The organism is Pseudomonas sp. Fl4BN1, from assembly GCF_009908285.1.
Lineage (GTDB): Bacteria > Pseudomonadota > Gammaproteobacteria > Pseudomonadales > Pseudomonadaceae > Aquipseudomonas.
Genome location: NZ_JAAARM010000097.1, coordinates 1 through 460, shown reverse-complemented (window position 1 = coordinate 460; position 460 = coordinate 1). Strand labels below are relative to the sequence as shown.

Sequence of the window (460 nt, the reverse complement as noted above, 5' to 3'; positions counted from 1 at the left end):
GAGCCAGGAGAATGCGGCGGCGCGGGCTCCGTTGGAGCAGGCGGCGCTCATCTCCGACATGCAGGCCCGGTTGCCGCTCAACCTGTTCAGCGGGGAGCAGATGACGGGCTCGGGGACGATGACGGGTAAGGATACGCAGACGAAATCACCCGGCCTGTTCAACTCCGTCCTCGCGGGCGGCTCCATACTTGGATCAATCTTTCGTAAGGGGGCGGGCGCGCGATGAACCTGTTCGGAGGGCGTGGACGCCTCAGTTTGTTCAATCCCGGCGGCGAGGAAGGGTTCGAACCCAATGCCGTCCCCGGATTCGCGGGCGGCACCTTTACGCCGCAGGCCGGGCTCGGACCGCAGATCGCCATGCCCGCGCCTTCGGGTGTGCCGGCCGGCGCGCCGCGCAAGAAGGGCGGCGGGTTCGGCGGGTTCATGGCCGACTTCCCGGAAACGGCGGCGATCGCGGGCG

General features: G+C 68.5%; 2 protein-coding genes. Both read left to right on the top strand.

Annotated elements, in window-relative coordinates; genetic code table 11:
• Positions 1-226 (top strand): hypothetical protein (locus GV818_RS34315; RefSeq protein WP_218586327.1); only part of this gene is annotated, 226 nt, incomplete at its 5' end.
• A partial coding sequence (locus tag GV818_RS33735) for a hypothetical protein (RefSeq protein WP_218586326.1) occupies positions 223-460 on the top strand: 238 nt, incomplete at its 3' end. The genes GV818_RS34315 and GV818_RS33735, both read left to right, overlap by 4 nt.